At 49.8% G+C, this 14,078-nt stretch carries 9 protein-coding genes; 1 reads left to right on the top strand and 8 read right to left on the bottom strand.

From position 1 onward, the window contains the following. Window positions 1-3 precede the first annotated feature (3 nt). From ACXAGR_RS03820 to ACXAGR_RS03805, 4 genes are all read right to left on the bottom strand, one after another. Entirely contained in the window at window positions 4-1,353 is a 1,350-nt protein-coding gene (locus ACXAGR_RS03820; RefSeq protein ID WP_474848228.1) for an oligogalacturonate lyase family protein, read from the bottom strand. Then, window positions 1,334-2,881 carry an MFS transporter gene (locus ACXAGR_RS03815; protein ID WP_474848226.1) on the bottom strand — a complete coding sequence of 516 codons (1,548 nt, stop codon included), beginning with the start codon at window positions 2,879-2,881 and terminating at the stop codon, window positions 1,334-1,336. The genes ACXAGR_RS03820 and ACXAGR_RS03815 overlap by 20 nt, the downstream gene beginning before the upstream one ends. A 26-nt stretch (window positions 2,882-2,907) precedes the next feature. Beyond that, complete coding sequence (gene bglB, locus ACXAGR_RS03810) at window positions 2,908-4,014, bottom strand: beta-galactosidase BglB (RefSeq protein ID WP_303572053.1); 1,107 nt, start codon at window positions 4,012-4,014, stop codon at window positions 2,908-2,910. 268 nt (window positions 4,015-4,282) lie between these two features. After that, window positions 4,283-6,988: an exo-rhamnogalacturonan lyase family protein gene (locus ACXAGR_RS03805; protein WP_474848224.1), complete on the bottom strand. Its 2,706-nt coding sequence runs from the start codon at window positions 6,986-6,988 to the stop codon at window positions 4,283-4,285. A gap of 171 nt (window positions 6,989-7,159) precedes the next feature. On the opposite strand from ACXAGR_RS03805, the gene ACXAGR_RS03800 reads away from it, so the two are divergent. Next, on the top strand, window positions 7,160-7,939 hold the full coding sequence (locus ACXAGR_RS03800) for a DUF1961 family protein (RefSeq protein ID WP_474848222.1): 780 nt from the start codon (window positions 7,160-7,162) through the stop codon (window positions 7,937-7,939). Between the two features lie 130 nt (window positions 7,940-8,069). On the opposite strand, the gene ACXAGR_RS03795 is transcribed toward ACXAGR_RS03800, so the two are convergent. From ACXAGR_RS03795 to ACXAGR_RS03780, 4 genes are all read right to left on the bottom strand, one after another. Next, the gene (locus tag ACXAGR_RS03795) at window positions 8,070-9,125 is read right to left on the bottom strand and encodes an aromatic ring-hydroxylating oxygenase subunit alpha (RefSeq protein WP_474848220.1); all 1,056 of its coding nucleotides are present in this window, start codon (window positions 9,123-9,125) and stop codon (window positions 8,070-8,072) included. 160 nt (window positions 9,126-9,285) lie between these two features. After that, window positions 9,286-9,600, bottom strand: a complete 315-nt coding sequence (gene rhaM / locus ACXAGR_RS03790) for an L-rhamnose mutarotase (RefSeq protein ID WP_474841499.1) — start codon at window positions 9,598-9,600, stop codon at window positions 9,286-9,288. Between the two features lie 76 nt (window positions 9,601-9,676). Further along, on the bottom strand, window positions 9,677-12,703 hold the full coding sequence (locus tag ACXAGR_RS03785) for a TonB-dependent receptor (protein ID WP_474848218.1): 3,027 nt from the start codon (window positions 12,701-12,703) through the stop codon (window positions 9,677-9,679). Window positions 12,704-13,234: 531 nt separating this feature from the next. Continuing rightward, complete coding sequence (locus ACXAGR_RS03780; RefSeq protein WP_474841495.1) at window positions 13,235-14,077, bottom strand: sugar phosphate isomerase/epimerase family protein; 843 nt, start codon at window positions 14,075-14,077, stop codon at window positions 13,235-13,237. Window position 14,078: the final 1 nt, after the last annotated feature.

Below are 14,078 nucleotides of genomic sequence, written 5' to 3'. Positions count from 1 at the left end.
TCCTTAAGGTTGTTGTGCTTTGGCCGCTTCTACAGCGTAAACGTGCACCGGGCCATGCATATTGGAACGGAAGACCACCCACTTGTTATCAGGGGTAAAGGTAACGTTAGGTTCAAGGCGGTAGTCGTGGTCAGCCATATTGACCAGACGCTCTGCCTGTAAGGTTGCCGGTTTAATCAATGACGCTGCATCAGGGGCACTGATCCCGGCCACATCGTTTATTGGTTCATCCCTGAACAGATAAATCCATTTACCGTCTTTGGCTCTGGCAACCATTTCTTCATCGCCACCGTCACCGGCAAACAGCTTGCCGTCGGGGGAAATGTTGAAATGCACTGACCAGTAGTCCCGGGGCATGTGCCGCCAGATACGCTCTCCTGAGGAAAGATCGACACTGGCTAACCAGAACACTTCCCCGCGGGGCGTTTGTAAGTCGTAGAAAATACGGCTGCCGCTGTGGTCAAAGAATTCATGACCGGCAATTTCCATGTTCATGCTGCGGGTGTGCATTTTTTGAATATGGCTGCCATCCACATTCATCGTCCAGATGCGATCCACTTTATGCCAGGGGCCTTCATGGCAAAACATGATTTTGTCCGGGTCAGCGGGGGAGAACTGAATGTGATTCAGCCAGTCAGTGGCTTTATGTATGGTTCGTTGTTCGCCGGTTTGGGTATCCACCACAAACATTTCCATGGGAATACGTGCTTCCAGCCGCTCGTTAATGCGCACTTCTTTGGCTTCTGCAAAGGTCAGCGGTTTGCCGTCTTTACCGGTCGCTTCATAACGGGCTTCGAAACGGGCGTGGCGGGGACCGGATTCAATGCTGTATTCGCGCTCTGCAAATGCACCGATGAGCAGGCTTTCATCCTTATTGATGGAATGAATTTTTCCCCGCGGTACGGTGGCAACATGCCGGACCCGGCCATTGTCTATATTGATAGCCAGAACTTCTGTGGGCTGTTGCAGCTCATTTTTTGCAACGACTTCACCACTTCCTGCGCCTTCTATACGGGTCACATATACATTACGGCTGGCAGGGCCCATGAACAATATGCCCGCGTCTGGGTCTTCAAACAGTCGCTTAACAGTCCCGTCTTTCAGATTAACAACGGCGATTCCTTTGGGGTTATCCACCGAAATAACCATGCTGTTGCCATCTGCGCTGTAGGCATTTTGATGAAAATATAACGAACGGGAACCGGGTTCTTCTGACAGGCGTATTACCCGGTGGCCGGTGTCTTTATCAATCCATGATTTAGGAATGTCTTCAGCATTGACTGCCGGAGACAAAGCCCCGGCCATCAGGGCAACCGATGCGGTGAGCAATGTTTTACACATTGGCATTTTCATGACGACTCCCCGCTGATGAACTGTTGTCCTGTGCAATACCAACCGTGTTATTACCCCACAAGTCGCGGTAAGCGAAGCCTGATAAGTCTTCGACAATGGCTTTGTTTTCTTCGCTTGTCGGTGTGGTTGCTCCGCGCTTTAAGTGCTCAATTTCGTTCATCAGCACTTCGTGGGTTTCTTTGGATAACTTAAATTTAGTCGAGACCCAAAAGCCGAAAATAAGTACCACTACCGGGCCAATGGCGAGCATCAGGACGATGGTGGAAATGGCCTGGTTGCTTTGGGTTTCTGCACCGGAAATAAAGCCGCCGGCTTCCAGAATAATACCCACTGACATCACTGCAACGGCCTGGGTTGCTTTACGGATAAAGGTCATCACGCCGGCAAAACTGCCCTCACGGCGTCGGGCGGTCACAATCTGGTCCACATCAGCCATGTAATTGTATGTGTTCCAGGGTATGTAGTTCAGTGCTCCCCGGCCTAGTCCGGCAACAATGACGCCCAGCATCAGCCACATGAAGTTGAAGTTATCGGTGGTGATATACATGGCAACCAGAGACACAATGGCAATGATGTAAAGCAAAATGGCAACCCGGTAACTGGGGGCGGGACCAAATTTCATCACCATGGGGATCGCGACTGCGACGGCAAAGAGCTGTGCAACATAGGTTACGGCCATCATTTCTGACGCAATGACCACAGAGCCGCCTATAGCGAAAACTACGAAATACGTGAACACGGCATTAAATACGTCCTGACTGATGTAACCACCCAGATACATCCCCAGGTGGAGCCTGAAGGCACGGATTTTCATAGTGGAGGTAAGGTTGGTGTACAGCGCTTTAAGCGTGCCGGAAACCGTCCAGCCTTTGCCTTTGGTCAGCTCCTGCTCTCCGACTTCTTTGACGTCACGTTCCCAGGTGAAAAGCCATACGGTGAACACAACCACCATAAACAGCACTGAGAAAATGACACCCATGATTAAGAAGGTGGAGGCTGACTCTTTGCCGCCAACTGCACTGACTATCCAGCTTGGCAGAATGCCGGCCAGGATGGCTGACACCTGACCCGTCAGGATGCGGGCACCGGCCAGTTTAGCCTTTTTCTTATAGTCATCTGTCATTTCTGCAGCAAGGGTTTCATAAGGAATGATGACCGCCGCGTAGACCAGCTCGAAGAAGACATACGTCACGAGGTAGTACAGATAATGCTGACCACTTACCCACATCAATGCAAAGCTGGGTAACAGAGGAATGGAGAAGATAAGAAATACCCGGCGTCGCCCAAAACGACGCCCCAGTTTAGTATTGCCTAATCCATCAGAAATATGACCAATAAGCGGGCTCGCCACTGCATCGAGTATACGGGCGATGGCGAAAATACTGGCGGCCTGAACGGCTGACAAGCCGCAGAATGTGGTATAGAAAAATAATATCCAGCCACTTATCACGGCCATGGAGCCGGCCCCGAGAATATCATTGAGGCCGTATGCTACGTAGTTTACCGGTTTGAGCTCGCGTCGTGCCATGGTGCGCTCCTCCTTGATTAAATCAATCAGATGTATGCGTTCATGTACTCAACGAGTGCCAGAATCGCCATGGACTGGCCGTAAGGCATCGACGTCAGCGGAATATCCTTGTAGCCCTGTAAGGTGTCAAACACCGGCGTACCAAAGGAGACCTGCTGTAACTCGCCGGTTTCATCGATGTTTTCAAGCACAGCTTTAATGGCTTTTTCTGCACAAGGACGGTATTCATCGCTGATGTAGCCTTTGCGTACCGCTTTTAAGATGCCGTATGCGAAACCGGCTGCGGCAGACGCTTCAAGGTAAGAAGTGGGATCATCCAGCAGTGTGTGCCACAAACCGCTTTCATGCTGCGTTTCAACCAGCGCTTTGACCTGAGCCTCCAGGGTTTCAATCAAAAACAATCGCAGTGCGTCGGTTTCAGGGAGATCCAGCAGCTCTATAAACTCAGGAATGGCAATGGTGACCCAGCAATTACCACGGGCCCACAGTGCGTCAGCGAAGTTGTGACGGCCGTCGAATGTCCAGCCGTGGAACCATAGTCCGGTTTTACGATCAGCCAGGTATTTGGTGTGTACCATAAACTGGCGCTTAGCTTCTTCAACATAGTGAGGTCGGTCGAGTAACAAGCCGATTTTTGCCAGCGGCATAACACTCATCATCAGCGTGTCATCCCACATTTGCTGGTAGTTTACCGAGTTGAAAACAATATGCTGAATACCATTTTCCTCAGTGCGTGGAATACCATCCATGATCCACTCTGCCCACACATCCAGATACGGCAGGTAGCTGCGGTTGCCCGTGCGTTCCTGCATGTATGCCAGTGTCAGGAACGGCGACATGGTGTTGACGTTTTTCGTGGGAGTGCCTTCTGCAAAGCGGTTAGCAAACCAGTCTTCTATAATTTCACGGGCCTTATCGTCGCCGGTGATATCCCAATATTTAAGCAAGCCATATAAACCAATGCCGTGGGTCCATTCCCAGTCATTCCAGCCTTTGGTGTCTATCACTCTGCCGTCTTCCAGCTTTAGCAAGAATTCTCCGGTTTCATCGGTGATGTTCACCAGATTATCGATGAGTTTGTCTATGTTCTGCCGGACGGTGGAATACGCGATGTCGTTAACTAATGCAGGCATGATAAGTCCTTCTTTAAAACCAAACGGGTAACGGCGTTACCGAAATAATCAATTTCAATCACGTTACCTCGATTTACATTGGCTTAACATCGAAATGTTAAAATATGTGACATTAATTTCACATTTGAAACAGAGGGTTCAGCGAAGTGAAATCAAAAAAGGAAGGACGTTGAAAAAAGGGCGGCAAAACTGCCGCCCGAAGGGTAGGTTTGACTGACACAAACCTTTTCCACACACTGTTGCGCTTTACCGGTGAAAGCGCGTCATTCTATGAAAGTGCTGACTTCACCAGCGCCAGATTCTGAATAGCGGCCAGGCCCCACTGGGCGGCATCATTTGTCGATACCCAGGCGGCTTCATCAACGGGGTTTAGCACATCAGGACCCGTTACCCGGGTTGTGCCAATGGATTTCTCTCCTCCCCATTCCTGCCTGAATTCTTTCCAGGCGCGTCTGGCCAGTTCAGGATCATTTTCCTGCGCAGCCACATAGGCGGTTAACCGCGAGTGGGCCACGGTAAGACTGTTGCCGCGCATCACTTTCCCCAGCGCAGCTTCCTGCTCTTCATCCGGCGCGCTGTAAAGCCGGCCGTATTTAAGCCAGGCTTCCCGGTAAGCCGGAATATCGATGAGCTGATTTAGTTCTGTGGACATTTCGATGAGGCCGAACACTGAACTTAAATGAGACAGGGTTGGGTCAGCTTCAGGGTAGGGTACTAACGCCTGTTTCTCAGGATCATACCCAAATGCTCCGGCGAAAAAGCCCTGAGGGTGATTGCCGATGACTGTCATGGCATCCGCAAGACGTGCTCTGTACTTATCATCGCCGGTACGCTCCCATGCAGTCAGCCAGTTTGCGGCGGCAGAGCCCCAGTCTGTGCCGGCTCCCATTTTCGCCAGGCCGGGGATCGGGTTTGTCCTTTCTACCTTGCGGGTGGGGTTGAGCACGGCCAGCGCTTTATCTGCATCCGTCACTTCGCTGAGCACATCACCTGTGCGGTCATCGCCGGTAATGAAATAATGAAAACGGCGATAAGACGCGGTGCTGATCCGCATTTGCTTGGCACTGCATCCCCAGTGCTGCACATTGTGACGGGTGCCTAATCCTTTAAAGCGGCCTGCGTGATAAATGTCCACATCACGGTTATGGCGGGTCATTCTTTCAGCCAGATGGAAGGTGGTGGGATCGCCGGTGCGCAGGAAGGAGTACCAGAGCCACAGGTCCGGCGAGAGCTCTGAGTTATCCCAGGCATATCCGCCTATGTCATAGCGCCACACGTGCCGGTCGCTGTCGTAGGTATGCATAATGTCGCCGTAGTTCCAGAATCCGTACCAGTGACGTTGCTCCACTTGCCCGGCATAATATTCCACTTGCCAGGCCAGGCGATCTTCAATTTTCTTCATGGCAGGGGTTGATGAGTCCGGTAGGCTCCAGGAGCCGCCGAATACGTTGGCTGCCAGGTAGTCCTGCGGTGCGGCAATCAGTCTGGCCGGTTCGCGAATTGCCGCTGCCATATCAATAGTTTGCTGGCGGGATGGCGTACTGCCGGTTACGGCCAGAGTAAACTCTGTGGTGCGCGCAATACCATGAGCATCGCCGAATCCGGGCTCATAGTCTTCGTAAATAATATTCAGGGCATCGAGTTGTTTGTCGTAGGTATCCTGACCCATGCCGTCATGGTAAAAACGTAAATCCATCGCGGGGGCTTCAGGAGAGTAGAACCAGATAGTGGCAGAGGATTCATCCTGACCGGTGTCCCGCAAATCAATTTGCACCGGGTGTAATTGCCAGAAATCCCGCATGCCAAACAGGATCCCGCCGGACACGCCTCCCAGGTAGCCGACGCCGCTGGCACGATGCCCTTGATCTGAACCAATCCAGCCATGCCCGGCTTTGGTACGTTTGCGGATTTCGAAACCGTTTGCCGTTGTCTGGGTAAGGGTGACATCGTTCCACACGGGAATGTAATGCAAACGGCTGGTTACCCGTTCATCCCACTCTGACTCAGGTGGCAGAGCTATACCTTCAATTTGCGCTTTCCGGACCGCTTCACCCGGGTCACGGCGCAGCCCGGTGATGCCTCTTACCGCCTCGCCCCACAAACCGTTGTCTGCGCCCACTAAGCGAACGTGGCGGTTGTAAAGCTCGTCTCTTTGCACCACGTTAAACCTGAGACCTAAACCACTGATAAAGTCGGATTCTGCATCTCCGTCGAAGATAAATGAATGGGTGAGTTGTACGGTTTCACCGCCTGCATAAGCATACATGCGTAACGTGAAAGGTAGCCAGTCACGTTGTGATGCAGTGCGGTTTATGCCGGTTACTTTAATTACCGCCCGCACCGGACCGTTTTGTTCCACAACGACCTGTTGAATTTGAGATTCAAAATGCTCATTGGTGGCGTCGTTATCAGGCGACGCTTTTCGCATTCCCACCAGTTTGGCGTCTTTCCCCGTTACTTTGCCATCGCGGGAGAGCGTGCTGATTAACGACGAACCTTTTTTGGGAACAGAAAACTGTATGACACCGGTGTTTACATTGATGTGCTGATTCGATTCATCAACGGATACCGCCTTAGCAGGCGTGGCGGGTTTACTTTTCACTATTTTACACGCATCACCGCATCGGGCGTCTGCCGGAATAGCATGCGCAGTCCACTTAACCGAGCCATCGGGCCAGTAAGCGGTGGGCCAGGACTGCAGCGGGAGCTGCGTGCCTGATTCATGAACCAGCGACAACGGCGTTTCAGCTTGTAATTCGCCGCGGGGCCAGGGATAGCCAAACGTGGTGCCCGGTTGATAAGCGGGTTGTTCTCCCTCCAGCCAGCTCAGTGCACCGGGCAGTCGCGTTACCGGCTTTATTGCCTGTTGCCCTGCTGCCTGTCCCGCTACCGTTGAAGCACAACCTGTTGCTGACAATGCAAAAGGTACGGACGCCGCCATACTGCTGTTAACGATGAATTGCCGTCTGTCCATGAGATTCCTTTTATACCAAATCTGAAACTAAAAATATTAACTGCTTGTTAATCTTTGTTTAACTTCTATCATACGAGAACGAAAATAACACTATTTGACCGGTTGTGATTGCCGGTGAATCGTCAAAGAGTTTCACATTTGAAAAATAGTGTTATGGCACAAGGAGGGAGTATGGTTTCAGTCAGAACGTGTATTGTTGCAGGTGCTTTGTTTTCACTGGTCTGTGGCTGTAGTGGTAATGCATCACCGGAGATGACTGCCAGTGCGCAGGTGGTGGAAGAAAAATGGACAAAAGGCGACATTATTTATCAAAACCCCTTATCCCGGGAGACGGATATGGCGGGCTGGCGTATGGAAGGTCCGGGCAAGACAGCCTTTCAGAATGGTTGGATGCAAATGTGGTCGCCCGACGAAGCGGGTCACCATGTGTTCTGGATGCCTGAGACGTTGCCTGACAGTTTCATTGCTGAGTGGGATGCGCAGGCGCTGAAGACAGATGCGGGACTGGTTATCGTGTTTTTTGCCGCAAAAGGCGTACGAGGTGAAGACATTTTTGATGCAAGCCTTGCTCCGAGGGATGGCACATTCACCCAATATACCAACGGGGATATTCGCAGTTACCATATTTCTTATTACGCGAACGCTGCGCACAATCCGGCAAGGGGATACGCTAATCTGCGCAAAAACAACACATTCTCGTTACTGCAACAAGGTGAGCCCGGCATAGCGGCAACAGAGACCCGCATCAATCATATTCGCTTAGTGAAACATAAGAATCATATTCAACTTTCAATCAACGGGCGCACCGTTATCGATTACACCGATGATATGCCGGTGGTAGACGGCATCGACACCGGCCCGCCGTTACAGGACGGGAAACTCGGCTTCCGGCAAATGCAGTGGACAAAGTTTCAGTACCGCGATTTGAAAATTTGGGCGCTGGAGGAATAGGATGGAAAAATTCGTCATCAGGCTCTTTATGACAAAGTAGGTTATCTGTGTAAGATAGAAGGCCAGGCAGAAATGCCGGTCAGCAACGTTACATTCAGTAATGGTAGCAGGAAAACTACTGCCACCATGTCTATTCAGCCGGCGTCAAAAACTCATAAAAACCGGCAACACCGGCTTCTAGAAAACTGTCTACCGGGCCGAATTCTTCTTCACCTGAAAGGTAAAGCGCTTCACGACCTTTTTCCAGCAGTGTGCAGGCTACTTCATCTTCTTCAGCGGTTTCCATGTAGGCGTTTTTCTCTGCCGTGAAGTATTCTGGCGATTTTGCGTGGAATGCTTTCGGATAATAAAACTCTACATGGTTGGTACAGTGCCGCGGACCGTCCGGATACACGGTGCTGACAACCAGTACTTCGGGATACCACTCAATCATGATGTTGGGATAGATAAAGCACCAAATCGCACCGTACCGGGGGAGGTTGCCGGCGAAGCGCTCAGCCAGCGCATCCTGAAAATGGCGGTAGCAAGGTGTTGTTGCTTTCAGTAAATCCTGTCCCAGTCCCACTTTCTGAACTGAGAAATCATTGCCAAATTCCCATTGCAGGTCATCGGCTTTCACGTACTGTTTTAAACCCGGGTGCATAGAGAATACGTGGTAATTTTCCAGGTAAATCTCGATGAATGTCTTCCAGTTAAAATTATAGCGGGCCGTTTCCAGATCAGCGAAAAAATAGTCATCGAAGTTAATGTAGCTGCTAAGACCCAGTGCTTCTAAGTCCATGTCCGGCGCGCGGTCGCGGAAGAGTAAGCCGTGCCAGTTCACCAGTGACTCTTTTTTCAGTGCACCGGTTTGCTTTTCGCCAAATTGCGGTGTGCCACGCAGCGTGCCCAGGTTGTCATAGCCCCAGCAATGCAACTTACAGATTATATTTCGTGTGCGCCCTGCGCCTTCAAGCAGTTTTGCCTGTCTGTGCAGACAAACATTCGACACGATGTCGTAACCATCACCCTGATTAAAAAGCACGTAGCGATCATGCAGGTGAGGCAGGGTAAAGTAGCTGAACTTTTCGGGTACCATAAGAGTGTGGCCTGCATAACGCAGCCCTTTTTCGAAGGCAAACTTAACCTCAGCATCGCATGATGCAGCGTCGAAATAGCTCTTCACCGGCGGATATTGAAATGCCATTGAGTTCTCCGGCAATGACAAAAAAGTAAGCTGCAAGACTGGCTGGCAGAGTAGGATCCGGCTTACCCGAATTTGGCGCATTTTTACTCTGTAAATGAGTCCGCGTAAAGAATAATTTTTAAATAAAATGGTGCGGCTAACCGAAATCTCAAGTGTTGCTCTACCTGAGATAAAAAACCGGCTTCAGTGGCACGCTGACGGGGCTGTTATCGGGATTGTGGTCCATGATGTCGCCCATATACGCCCACCATTTTTGCATTATTGCCTGCTCTGGCAGGGTATCCATTTTGTGATTTTCCGGGCGCTTAAGTGTGGCGAACAGTTGCAGCGTTTGCGGATGCAGGAAAATGGAATAGTCTTCTATTCCGGCTTCTTTCAATAGCGTCACCAACTCCGGCCATATTTCATCATGGCGTTTTTCATATTCCGCTTCAAAACCGGGGCGTAATTGCATAACAAATGCGATGGTTTCCAAAGGTTGCTCCTGGTAAGTAAACAAAGAAAGGCTTCCTGTCAGGAAGCCTTATGTAACAAAGTTAACTATGTCGGTATCAGAACTGGTAAGTCACACCTACAGCGTACTCACGTCCGGACCACTGCAGATCTGATAAACGGTGCGGGCCTGCAGTATAAGTTTTCACTTCACCGGTTAAGTTACGACCGTCAGCGTATAAGCGCAGGTTTTCTGTGACGTTGTACACAATTTTTGCGTCCAGATACCCGGAATCATCAACGAAGACGGGGTTCCCGGAACGGTCTGCCGGCGATGCCAGGTATTCGTCGCGATAGTTGTATGCAAGGCGAATACTCCACATATCCGTTTCATAGAAGGCCGTCAGGTTATAGCTGTTTTCAGATTGTGACGGGAAGGGCAGTTCTTCACCGTTTAACTGGTTGAACAAACCAACATCATCAGCAGACATGCGGGTGTAGTTCACACTACCACCGAAGCCGTCGAAGGGCGCCGGCAACCAGGTAAATACGGTGGAAGCCTGAAGCTCGATACCTTTGGTGGTTACACCTGAGCCATTGATTTTCTGGCGCACATCAAACAGGCGACCGTCGCCGAAGAAGTCCACGTCAAAACGGGTTTCTGCATCAATGATCCAGCTGGTGATATCTTTGATGAAGTAAGCACCGGAGATGACTGAGTTCTCATCGGGATACCAGTTCAGTGAAATATCAAACTGATTCGCACGATACGGGTTCAGAGCGGGGTTACCGGCAGTACAGTAATCGTGAATATCATCTTCAACAGAGCGTCGTGTTTTATAAATGGTACAGTCAGCGTTCACGTTCAAGTCGGCGGTTTTTGGCCGTGACATGACTTTTGCTGCACCCATGTAAAGCACCAGCTCATTAGGAATGATACCGAGGTTCACGTTAATGCTTGGCAGCGTGTCGCTGTATTCACCGTCAACAGTTTTACGGCCCTCGAAATCCTCCGGATGATCCGGATCTTCCACACCTGCTAAGTCTTCGCCGGTGATTGGGTCAGTGAGAACATCACCATTCTCATCAACCTGGTCAACAATAATCCGTTCCCAAACGTTACCGTTTGCAGCCGTTTTCGTTTTAACGTAACGCACACCGGCATTACCCCAAAGACGCATCTCACCCACGTAAGTCTCGAAGTTACCCTGCAGATAGATGGCTTGGGTTTCTACCGATACGTCGTAGTTGCCCGAACGCACATCGAGATCTTCACGGGTTGTGTTGTCGTCCGAAATGGCCTGAATTGCATCGATGAAAGGCTGGGTATCAACGGCCTGATAAGAGCCTACGGTACTTACCGGTAAATCATAGCCGTCAAACAACTCATCTGACTGGAAAGTATTGCCGCTGATCAGCGCAATCTGGTCATCAACGGTCCACTCAACACCATTATATACCTGACCCACATCACGAATGATGTTGTACTGATAATCGGCGTTGATCTGCTCCTGTTTCGTGTACTGCACACCGGAGCGCACCATAGTGATGAAATCTGAATCCGGCACATAAGTGAAATCCAGTTTTGCCATGGTTTCGTCTGATTCATCGGTATGCGGTGCATATTTATAGCGTGAGCGTGAGCGGTAGCTGCCCGGGTCGTTTACATCAAAACGGTCGGAGGTATCGGTAGGGTCATCGGCATTATAAAAATAGCCGTCGTTGAAATCCCATTCCGGCATGCCTTCATCATTCAGTGTAACAGCAATGCCAGCAAGACCTTCGGCAGTAATATGGGTATCCCGGGAATCTATGTCCTGCTTAGAGTCTGATTTGGAGAGCAAGCCTTCTAAGCTCCACACATCGGCATCATATTCAAACCCAGTTTCGAAAATAGACGTTGTCTGATCCCAGGCGAAATTCAGCGTACGGTTGGTTACACCGGCTGCAATGGTCTCAAAATAGGTCACATTGTGCTGGTCATCAACCACTACAGATGCCGGATCGACACGGGCGGCGGAACCTGATTCCAGGTGCAGGTTCAGGTCAGTTGCGGTCTTATCACGGTCGTTATAGGTGTAACCCACATGTGTCTGGAAACGATCATTGAAACGGTACTGTACCATCAGGTTGGCGCTGATCCGGTCTTCCTCACGACCCCAGATACCGTAGCGGGGGATACGGGGTGAGAAGTCATACCATTGTTGCTCACATAGGTCCTGATCACTGGATGTGGCGCAGTCTGCTTTGTCAGTAATATCTGCAAAATCCTGATTCACGAACGTCTTTTCTGCGGTGTTGTCGTAATCATCGAACAGCATCCACTCGGTATTCCGGATAGCATGGATCATGGTGTTCTTTTTCTCACTGGTTACGTTCGCCAGTACACCAAAATCTTCATTAAATTTGTATACGCCAACAAAGTTAAAGCGGTTATTGGGCTCGCCTGTAAGGTCGTTGTACTGGCCTTCGGCGTTCACAGACAGGAAGTTCTCAGTAAACTCGTTAGGTTTACGGGTGTTAACCTGCACGGTACCACCGATACCCCCTTCAGTTAGCCGGGCTTCTGAACCTTTAATTACATCCAGTGAGCGGATGAGTTCTGACGCCATGGCGCGGAAGTCGACACCACGGTCGCCGCCAAAGCCCTGGGCTGATACATTGTTAACTTCTACACGGAGCAAGCCGGGTTCAACGCCCCGGATACTGATTGACGCACCTTCACCAAAATCTCGGTCAAGTTGAACGCCGGGAATACGTTGCAGGGCTTCACCCACGTTTTTGTCAGGGAACTGGCCGACATCTTCAGCTACAAGAGAGTCCATAATGGTGCCTGCCATCTTCTTACGGTCGATAGCGCCACGCTGACTGAAACGGATACCTTTGACTTCAATAACTTCTGTTTCGTCATCCGCATTTTCTGCTTCTGCAGTTTCAACGTTATTGGCATTAGCAGTAGCGGACACCTTAATGGCGTCTTCCTGCTGCGTAGCGGTATTCTGCTGTGCAAATGCCGGCACTGCTGCCAGTGAAAGAGACGCACAGGATCCTGCAATCAGTATGTTTGAAATAAGTGTGGCAAGTGGCTTGCGGGCAAGGGTAGGGTTTTGCCCTGTGTTTCTTCTGTTGTCCTTGAAGTTTTTCATTTTAACCTCGATTTGCTGTTATCGGCCAAGTTCGATGTAAGTCTTCCGTACATGTTTTTAATATTTTGTTTACATCGAAAATGATGGTAATCCCGGCCCAAAAAGCCGTCAACACAGCCCAATCATTTCCAATCAAGCGTTTTCATCCACAATCAGCCGTCAAGGGATAAATAAGCTTTTAACTATAAAGTTCCATAATTGAAATGGGAGCGGTTGGTGTTTGTTTAAAGTTATGATTAATAATGGTTTTTAAGGTAATAAAATAAGCGGTTTTGATGTCGTTTACCGGTGTGTCAGGTCAGTCATCGTGCTTTTCGGGGTCAAAATTACCGGTCAATAGTGGCCAAAACTATTTTCAGAAAAGTACAAAAAATTCAATATATGAAACTAACAGATTTTTAAATCTGTTTTGACGGATGGTTTACAATTGTTTCGCGGGAATTGCCGGTGTAAAAATAACAGGATAAATTGCGTGTTTGCCCTGAGGGTTGGGTACAGAGGATTGAGCAAACACGCTTGAAAAGGGTTGAACTACAATTGATTATCCAGAAAGGAAAGTACCTTGTCGATGTTGCCGGCAGATGTATTTTCTAGAATGATCTGAATATCCGGTTTAAATCTGGCCAGCCAGGCAAAAAGATAGCGGTGATTCATCTCACCTGTGCCGGAAGGTAAATCCCCGAATTTTTTGTGGTCTTTAGTGATGAAGTCTTTACAGTGCACTGCGACGATTTGCTGTCCAAGCTTTGCAAACATCTCATCCATGGCAGCCTCCTGAGAGACAGGCATGTTTACCGGAAAGAAGTTTACCGGATCATAGATCACTTTGACGTTTGGGGAATCCACCGCCTCCAGCAACTGACACAAACGTTGCGGTGTATTAATAATGTGGTGATGGGCCACACCTTCAATACCGACGATTACCCCGAACTTCTCTGCGGTCAGGGCAAGCCTTCTCACTGAAGTAACCAGTTCATCAAACGCTTTCTCTGAATGATTATCGGGATGCCAGAGGCAATCTGCATTAATACTGCCGGTTTCCGTTCCCACGATTTTGCAACCGAAGTCGCTGGCAAACTGCAAATGCTCTTCAAACCATTGCAGCGATGCTTCACGGATTTGCTTATCCGGATGCACGGGGTTGATGTAGCAACCCAGCACAGCAATATCGATATTGTGTGCAGCGAAGGCGTTTTTCACTTTGCTGGCAAAGCCCGGCGTAATACGCCCTGCATCCGGTCCCATAAAAGGAAAGGACTTGGGCAAAGCCAGTTGCACGCAGGACACATCATACTGGCCAATGCGGTTGCTAACTTCCTCGATACTGCCCTGACCAAAATCATGGGCGCGTACGCCGATATTCAATGCACTCATG

This window comes from Alteromonas sp. ABH4_457 (assembly GCF_056160625.1).
This window is presented reverse-complemented; position numbering and strand designations above follow the sequence as displayed.

What these genes read in the sequence shown, in the direction of transcription:
- ACXAGR_RS03820 (WP_474848228.1), bottom strand. Translation starts at nt 1,353, where the DNA reads ATGAAAATGCCAATGTGTAAAACATTGCTCACCGCATCGGTTGCCCTG.
- ACXAGR_RS03795 (WP_474848220.1), bottom strand. Translation starts at nt 9,125, where the DNA reads ATGGCATTTCAATATCCGCCGGTGAAGAGCTATTTCGACGCTGCATCA.
- ACXAGR_RS03815 (WP_474848226.1), bottom strand. Translation starts at nt 2,881, where the DNA reads ATGGCACGACGCGAGCTCAAACCGGTAAACTACGTAGCATACGGCCTC.
- ACXAGR_RS03800 (WP_474848222.1), top strand. Translation starts at nt 7,160, where the DNA reads ATGGTTTCAGTCAGAACGTGTATTGTTGCAGGTGCTTTGTTTTCACTG.
- bglB (WP_303572053.1), bottom strand. Translation starts at nt 4,014, where the DNA reads ATGCCTGCATTAGTTAACGACATCGCGTATTCCACCGTCCGGCAGAAC.
- ACXAGR_RS03780 (WP_474841495.1), bottom strand. Translation starts at nt 14,077, where the DNA reads ATGAGTGCATTGAATATCGGCGTACGCGCCCATGATTTTGGTCAGGGC.
- ACXAGR_RS03785 (WP_474848218.1), bottom strand. Translation starts at nt 12,703, where the DNA reads ATGAAAAACTTCAAGGACAACAGAAGAAACACAGGGCAAAACCCTACC.
- ACXAGR_RS03805 (WP_474848224.1), bottom strand. Translation starts at nt 6,988, where the DNA reads ATGGACAGACGGCAATTCATCGTTAACAGCAGTATGGCGGCGTCCGTA.